This is a genomic window from Sporichthyaceae bacterium, assembly GCA_036269075.1.
Classification (GTDB): Bacteria; Actinomycetota; Actinomycetes; order Sporichthyales; family Sporichthyaceae; genus DASQPJ01.
The window spans coordinates 24,192-30,654 of sequence record DATASX010000062.1 but is presented as its reverse complement, the minus strand read 5'-3'; the positions used below and the strand labels follow the sequence as shown (position 1 = coordinate 30,654).

Annotated in this window: 9 protein-coding genes; 6 read left to right on the top strand and 3 right to left on the bottom strand. The window is 71.5% G+C overall.

Features of this window, described 5'->3' with window-relative positions:
• Positions 1-2 precede the first annotated feature (2 nt).
• The 3 genes from VHU88_11100 to VHU88_11090 are packed head-to-tail and all read right to left on the bottom strand — an operon-like array spanning position 3 to position 2,109.
• Entirely contained in the window at positions 3-521 is a 519-nt protein-coding gene (locus VHU88_11100; protein ID HEX3612223.1) for a hypothetical protein, read from the bottom strand.
• An 11-nt stretch (positions 522-532) separates the two neighbouring features.
• Positions 533-808: a hypothetical protein gene (locus VHU88_11095; protein HEX3612222.1), complete on the bottom strand. Its 276-nt coding sequence runs from the start codon at positions 806-808 to the stop codon at positions 533-535.
• Positions 805-2,109 (bottom strand): hypothetical protein, encoded by a 1,305-nt coding sequence (locus VHU88_11090; GenBank protein HEX3612221.1) that lies wholly within the window; start codon positions 2,107-2,109, stop codon positions 805-807. Before VHU88_11090 ends, VHU88_11095 begins: the two co-directional genes overlap by 4 nt.
• 200 nt (positions 2,110-2,309) lie before the next feature.
• On the opposite strand from VHU88_11090, the gene VHU88_11085 reads away from it, so the two are divergent.
• From VHU88_11085 to VHU88_11060, 6 genes are all read left to right on the top strand, one after another.
• On the top strand, positions 2,310-2,945 hold the full coding sequence (locus tag VHU88_11085) for a TetR/AcrR family transcriptional regulator (GenBank protein ID HEX3612220.1): 636 nt from the start codon (positions 2,310-2,312) through the stop codon (positions 2,943-2,945).
• Positions 2,946-3,004: 59 nt separating this feature from the next.
• Entirely contained in the window at positions 3,005-3,958 is a 954-nt protein-coding gene (locus tag VHU88_11080; GenBank protein HEX3612219.1) for a pirin family protein, read from the top strand.
• A gap of 88 nt (positions 3,959-4,046) precedes the next feature.
• Complete coding sequence (locus tag VHU88_11075; GenBank protein HEX3612218.1) at positions 4,047-4,778, top strand: lysophospholipid acyltransferase family protein; 732 nt, start codon at positions 4,047-4,049, stop codon at positions 4,776-4,778.
• 22 nt (positions 4,779-4,800) lie between these two features.
• Positions 4,801-5,172 (top strand): hypothetical protein, encoded by a 372-nt coding sequence (locus VHU88_11070; GenBank protein HEX3612217.1) that lies wholly within the window; start codon positions 4,801-4,803, stop codon positions 5,170-5,172.
• Positions 5,172-5,504, top strand: a complete 333-nt coding sequence (locus VHU88_11065) for a DUF3817 domain-containing protein (protein HEX3612216.1) — start codon at positions 5,172-5,174, stop codon at positions 5,502-5,504. The genes VHU88_11070 and VHU88_11065 overlap by 1 nt, the downstream gene beginning before the upstream one ends.
• Positions 5,505-5,524: 20 nt before the next feature.
• Entirely contained in the window at positions 5,525-6,391 is an 867-nt protein-coding gene (locus VHU88_11060) for an acyl-CoA thioesterase II (protein ID HEX3612215.1), read from the top strand.
• Positions 6,392-6,463 lie beyond the last annotated feature (72 nt).

Below are 6,463 nucleotides of genomic sequence, written 5' to 3'. Positions count from 1 at the left end.
GCTCACAGCTCGACCACCGGCGCCGCGCAGATACCGCACGGCTCGGTGTCGGCGAAGGCCAAGGTCTTCGCGTCCAGCCAACGGACGTCCTTGCCGGCCAGCAGCGGGCAGTGCGCCAGGTGGTAGCGGCGCATGCCGGTCGCGATGCCGAACCGGTCACCGGTCGGGACCTCCGCGGTGACTGCGGCCTCGGCGACCGGTTCGGTCCTGTCCAGCCGGCGCACCACCTCACGTCGCAGGATCGCGACCCGGGTCAGGCCGAGCACCAGCCACCCGACCATCGCGAACCCGGCCAGCAGCAACGAGGCGATGCCGAGACCGAGCCAGCGCGCCTGTGGCGTCAGCCGGGCCGTACCGCTGATCCCGATCCAGGTGATGATCAGCCCGACCACGCCGAGCCCCACGACCAGGCCGACCACCGCGGCGTCGCGCCGCCGCCACGGCTCCGGGGTCTCGCCCAGGGCCGTGCCCGTCCCGCCGATGGCGCGGCGACGCACCGCCCGGGCCCCGGGGACCGCCAAAGAGGCCACGGTTACCGGCCACCGGCCTCGGAGTCGAGTCGGGCTCGGATGCCCCGCAGTTCACGCCACTGGTCGCGCAGATCGGCGGACAGCCAGAGCATGCCGCCGAGGCCGAGCAGGAAGACCCCGCCGAGTCCTTCGGAGGCCAGGTAGGGCAATTGCTCGGACACGAAGCCGGTGCCGCTGACGTGCACCCAGCCGGTGATCAGCAGGATCGCCCCGGCCAGCGTCGCGACCGCGGCCAGCACCCGGTCCCACTGCAGCCGAGCCCAGACGACGACGTTCACGCGCGTCCTCCTGCCCAGCGCAGCACCAGCAACGACAGCGCGCCGGCGACACCGACCCCGCCGACCATCAGGTACAGCCAGCTCACGTCGGAACTCAACGGCTTGCGGTTCGCGGTCAGCGCGGCGAAGTCGACCGGCTGGGTCGGCGCGCCGGCCGCAGCGACCGCCGGGGCGGTCCCGATCGCGGGCGGCGGCACCGAGACCGCGGTGCCGATCGAGGGCAGCATGCCGGCCGGTGCCGCACCCGGCGCGGCCGGCGGGTTCAAGGCCCCGCTGCTCGCGGCCACGCCCGGTGTGGCTGTGCCGGTGTCGCCGGCGCCGCGGTAGGAAATCGCGGCCTGCGACAGGCCCATGGTCAGCGTCACCGGGGTCTGGCCGGAAACCCCGCCGGGGGATCCGGGTGGTGCGGGCAGCGTGGTGGCGATCTGCAGTCCGGCCCCGACGATGCCGTCGGTGGTGTTCTGCGGGGCCTGGTAGCTGACGTGGTAGCCGGCCTGCTCGAAAGCGGCGAACACATCCTTGGCCGGGACCGGGGTGGCGTTGGCCGGCGCCCCGGGCAGCGTGACCGTGAAATCGCCGTTCTCGAAACCGATCTGCGGAGCCGTCAGTTTCTCCGGCGCCCCGGTGGATCCCGGCGGCGGCGGGACCGTCAACGCCAGACCGGGCACCGAGATCGAACTGAACGAGAGCGAGGAGGTGCGGGTGAGCTTGCCGGTGGCGTCGCGGGCCGCGCCGGCCGCCGCGTGCAGTCCGGTGACCACCAGCGAGTCGCCGAGACGGAGCACGTCGGCGTCGCTGGTCGAGGTGGCCGCGATCGAGTCGCCGTCGCGGGCGATGCGCGCGATCGAGGTGGCGCCGACGCCCTTCGAACCGCCGGTCGCGGTCGCCTGGGTGATCGTGTCGCCGCTCTCCGAGCTCAGCTCGATGCCCGGGTAGTTCAGTCGGCGCACGTCGTCGCCGTAGGACGTGCTGACCAGGAACGGGTACCCGGGCAACGGCAGGTGCAGGGCACCGCCGGCCACTCCGGGCAGGCCCGCGACGTCCTCGCCGGGGTCGGGGAAGGCCGCGTAGCCGTCGGACTGGCGCAGCGAGGTCTGCTTGACCGCGGCCGTCGGGCCTTGGGCCTGGGGCGCGACGCCGAGCGGGATCGACTGGTTGGAGAAGATCACCTTGACGCCGGTGGCGTTGGCGGAGGCCTCGTAGGTGGCATCGGCCCGCGCCGAACCGCCCCACACGAACGGCGCGATGCCGGCGGCGAGGATCGCCGCCCAGGCTGCTCGGCGCGCCCTACGATCGGCCATCGGTGAATCCTCCGGATCAGTGTTCCTACCAAACCTCAGGGTATGGAATGCCCGGGTTCGGTCTGGTATGAACTGCGGTTAACCACTTTGTACGCGGAGCACATCGTTAAGGCAACGTTCCATACCGCACGGTATCGAGGAGGCCTGCCATCGGGGCGAGCAGTACGGCATCGTACCGCCGGGCGAATGGGCGGTCGACGGTGTCTTCCCGCACAAATTCGGGCGGAACCTCCCGGCTGAGGCGGGAGGACTGGTTCGAACCGGCCTTCGCGCTCCTCGGGTCGGCCGGTCCGGAGGCGCTGACGATCGCGTCCTTGTGCCGGCGATTGCGGGTCACCAAGGGCTCCTTCTACCACCACTTCGTCGGGATGCCGGAGTTCGTCGAGGCCCTGCTGCGCGACTGGGAGGCCCGCTTCGCCGCGATCCTCGACGAGGTGGCCGGGTTGTCCGACCCGGTGCGGCGATCGGAACTGACGGCCCAGCACATCTTCGCGATGGATCATGACGCGGAGGCGGCGTTGCGCGCCTGGAGCTACCGCGACCCGGTGGTCGCGGCCGCCGTCGAGCGGATGGACCGGGCCCGGGCGCAGAACTACGCCAACACCCTTGCGCTGTCGATCGACGATCCGGAACGCTGCCGGGTGTTGGCCGCGATGGGGACCGCGGTGCTGATCGGCCTGCAGATGTCCGACCGTCCCGTCGATCGCGAGCGCTTCCTGCGGGTGGCCCTGGAGTGGGCGCAGACCAACGTCGGCCTGACCGTCGAGGCGCACCGGGACGGCGACCAGGTGCGGATCAAGGTGGTCGGCCGACGCGGGCGCGAACGGAATAGTTGATGTGTCAACTAGGTTGGTACCGGCGTAGGAATTGCACCCGCTGAGCTGTGGAGGTAGCCATGCCTGCCGTGACCGTCGACGACATCACCGTCCTGCCGCGCATCCCGGAGCCGGACCCGGCGACCACCACCACCCGTCCGGTCCTGGCCACCACACAGGCGCCGACCGGACACGAGGGCGAGGGCTTCCCGGTCCGGCGCGCGTTCGCCGGCGTCAACCTCGCCGCGCTCGACCCCTTCATCCACATGGACCAGATGGGCGAGGTCGAGTACGCGCCCGGGGAGCCGAAAGGCACCGCGTGGCACCCGCACCGCGGCTTCGAGACCGTCACCTACATCCTCGACGGGGAGTTCGCACACCGCGACTCCCACGGCGGCGGCGGGTTGATCACCAACGGCGACACGCAGTGGATGACCGCCGGCAGCGGCCTGCTGCACATCGAGGTGCCGCCCGAGCACCTCGTCGTGTCCGGTGGCCTGTTCCACGGCTTCCAACTCTGGGTGAACCTGCCGGGCGCGCAGAAGATGACCGCCCCGCGCTACCAGGACATCCGCTCCGGGGAGGTCGGGCTGCTCAGCTCGGCGGACGGGGGAGCGCTGTTCCGAGTGATCGCCGGCGACCTCGGCGGACATTCCGGACCGGGCATCACCCACACCCCGATCACGCTGGTCCACGCCACGATCACCCCGGGCGCCACGGTGCGCCTGCCCTGGCACCCGGACTACAACGCGCTGGTCTACGCGATGTCCGGCACCGGGACCGTGGGGACCGAACGCGCCGCGCTGCGCACCGGGACGCTGGCCGTGCTCGGCGCCGGCGACGCGATCACGCTGAGCGCCGACGTGAATCAGGACGCCCGGCACGCGGCCGGACTGGACGTGCTGCTGCTCGGCGGCCGGCCGATCCGCGAGCCGGTCGCGCACTACGGCCCGTTCGTGATGAACACCCGCGAGGAGTTGGCGACCGCGTTCGAGGACTTCCAGGCCGGGCGCCTGGGCGTCATCCCGGACTGACCGGCGCGTCCGCCGGTTGCGTACGGCCGGAGTGGGCTACGTCCCACGCGCGGTCGGACGCAGGCCGGCGGGCGATACCCTCCGCCACATGGAGCGCGTCTACACGCCGGTGATCGCCTTCGCGCGCGTCGCTTTCCGGGCCCTCGACACGCACATCAAGGTCGTGGGCGGGGAGCACGTCCCCCGCTCCGGGCCGGTGGTGCTGGCCAGCAACCACGTCAGCTACCTCGACTTCATCTTCGCCGGCTGGGGCGCCCGCCCGTCGGGCCGCCTCGTGCGCTTCATGGCCAAGGAGGAAGTGTTCAACCACCGCATCAGCGGGCCGTTGATGCGTGGGATGAAGCACATCCCGGTCGACCGCGACGCCGGGTCGAACTCATACCGCGAGGCGCTGGCCCGGCTGAAGGCCGGCGAGGTGGTCGGGGTGTTCCCGGAGGCCACGATCAGCCGGTCGTTCACGGTCAAGGAGATCAAGAGCGGCGCGATCCGGATGGCTTCAGCGACCAAGGCCCCGCTGGTCCCGATGGCGGTCTGGGGCGGGCAGCGCATGTGGACCAAGGATCGGCCGAAGGAACTGACGAAGCGGCACGTGCCGATCCTCGTCTACATCGGTGAGCCGCTGCACCCGCAGCGGGGTGAGGACGCCAATGCCGCGGCCGAGGAACTGCGCCGCCGCATGCAGGATCTGCTCGACCGCGCGCAGCGTGACTACCCGGACAGCCCGTCCGGCCCGGACGACTCCTGGTGGCAGCCCGCGCACCTCGGCGGCAGTGCGCCGGAGCCGGCCGAGGCTCTGCGACTCGACGGCCCGGTGGGCTGAAGCGCCCCGGTAGTCTCGGGCTGTGCCCGTCCTGCTGTCCCGTCGTTGGCTGGTGCTGCATGTCTTCGCCGCCGCGATGTTGACCGGGTGCGTCCTGCTGACCTGGTGGCAGTTCGACCGCGCGCAGGGTGGCAACACCCGCAGCCTCGGCTACACCTTCCAGTGGCCGATCTTCGCGTTCTTCACGGTCGGCGTCTGGGGCTGGCTGTGCCGCGACGCCACCCGGACGACCCCGCGGGCCCGCCGACCCGAGCGGGACTTCCCGGGTCGAGTCGCCGACGAGGTCGTGCTGCCGCCGTTGCGCCTGCCGATCCCGGAGCCGGAGGTCGCCGCCGACCCGGAACTGGCCGCGTACAACAAGATGCTCAAGCGCCTGGCCGAGGCGGACGACTAGTGAGTTCACCTCCCGAACCGCTCGACATCTCCCGCCCCTTGCGGCGTTACCGGATCGCCGCATACGTGGTCGGCACGCTGCTCGTGCTGGCCTGTGTCTCCTGGGCGCTGCACGGGGCCGGCAAGCCCAGCTTCCAGTGGATCTGGATCGCGCACGGCTGGTTCTACATCATCTACCTCGGCCTGGCCTTCGACCTGTTCCGCCGGGTGCGCTGGCCGCTGCCTCGGCTGGCCGAGATGCTCGTCGCCGGTCTGCTGCCGGGCCTGACGTTCGTGATCGAGCGCGACATCAACCGGTACGCCCGCTCGCACGCACCCGCGTCGGCGCGCTGACCGGGCGGACCACGCACCCCATGCCTGGTTCCGTCGACGAGTTGCTCGCGGTGTTCGACCTCGAGTCGATCGAGGACGGCCTGTTCCGCGCCCAGCCGCCGCCCACGTTGATGCAGCGGGTCTTCGGCGGGCAGGTGCTCGGGCAGGCGTTGCTCGCCGCCAGCCGAACCGTGCCGCCGGAGCGCTCGGCGCACTCGCTGCACGCCTACTTCCTGGTCGGCGGCGACCCGGCCGTACCGATCGTCTACGACGTCGAGAACCTGCGCGACGGGCGGTCGTTCAGCGCACGCCGGGTCGCGGTGCGCCAGCACGGGCGGCACATCTTCTACCTGACCGCCTCGTTCCAGATCCCCGAAGTGGGACCCGAGCACCAGGACCTTGCGCCCGACGTGCCGCTGCCGCACGACTGCCCGACGTTGGCGCAGAGCATGGCCAACACCCGCGACGGCACCTCGACGGCGGTGCTCGCCGCGGAATTCGCCGCGCTCGACGTCCGCTACGCCGGCTCGTCCGCACCGGGCGGCGCCTTGGCCGACCCGGCTCACCCGGCGCTGGCCCGGATCTGGATGAAGGCCGGCGGGCGCCTGCCGGACGACGACACCCTGCACCGCTGCGTACTCACCTACATGAGCGACCTGACCCTGCTGCACGCCAGCCTGGTGCCTCACCCGATGGACATCGACGCCACCCAGCGCGCGTCGATCGACCACGCCATGTGGTTCCACCGGCCCTTCCGGGCCGACGAGTGGTTGCTCTACGACCAGGTCTCGCCGTTCGCCGGCGGAGCCCGAGGCCTGGCGATCGGACGGATCTTCGACGCCAACGGATCACTGGTCGCGACCGCGGTTCAGGAGGGCCTGATCCGGCCCGGCGCGGGTCTGCACTGAGCCTGTCGGCATGCGCCGGCGGGTTTGGTCGCGGCGTGGCGATGAGGCATCCTTGCCGGCAAGCCGCGATTC

Coding starts and splice junctions, on each gene's coding strand:
- VHU88_11075 (HEX3612218.1), top strand. CDS start 4,047: ATGGAGCGCGTCTACACGCCGGTGATCGCCTTCGCGCGCGTCGCTTTC.
- VHU88_11080 (HEX3612219.1), top strand. CDS start 3,005: ATGCCTGCCGTGACCGTCGACGACATCACCGTCCTGCCGCGCATCCCG.
- VHU88_11060 (HEX3612215.1), top strand. CDS start 5,525: ATGCCTGGTTCCGTCGACGAGTTGCTCGCGGTGTTCGACCTCGAGTCG.
- VHU88_11090 (HEX3612221.1), bottom strand. CDS start 2,109: ATGGCCGATCGTAGGGCGCGCCGAGCAGCCTGGGCGGCGATCCTCGCC.